Below are 514 nucleotides of genomic sequence, written 5' to 3' on the forward strand. Positions count from 1 at the left end.
CGATGGTACTGCAAGGGGGACCTTGTGGGAGAGTAGGACACCGCCGGACTCCCTTTAGTGCAAAGAGCACACGTGCGAAGAGCATGAGCAACACCAGAAGAGCCGCCCCAGTGGGGCGGCTTTTCTGCGTTACGGGACGATGTCTCGAGTGGCCGAGCCGCGCCTCCTGCGGGCTGAGACCACTTTGGTAGAGTCGCCCTTTCACAACTCGACAGCTGGCAGAGAACAACAGAGGAGCACTTCGGTGACTGATCGCGACGACGACGACCGCAAGGACGGCCCGCGCCGACCCTCCTCGGGCTCTGGCAGTGGGGGAGCGGGTCGCAGTGGCGACCGCCCCTCGTACGGTGATCGTGGCCGCGGCTCGGCTGATCGCCCCTCGGGAGCCAGGCCTCTCCGGGGGGATCGCCCCACAGGTGGGCGTCCTGCCGGTGGGCGACCGAGTGGGGATCGTCCGCAGCGTGGGGAGCGGCCGTCGTCCGGTGACCGTCCGCAGCGGAGTGACCGTCCGTCG

It is taken from the genome of Frigoribacterium sp. Leaf186, from assembly GCF_001423905.1.
Taxonomy (GTDB): domain Bacteria; phylum Actinomycetota; class Actinomycetes; order Actinomycetales; family Microbacteriaceae; genus Frigoribacterium.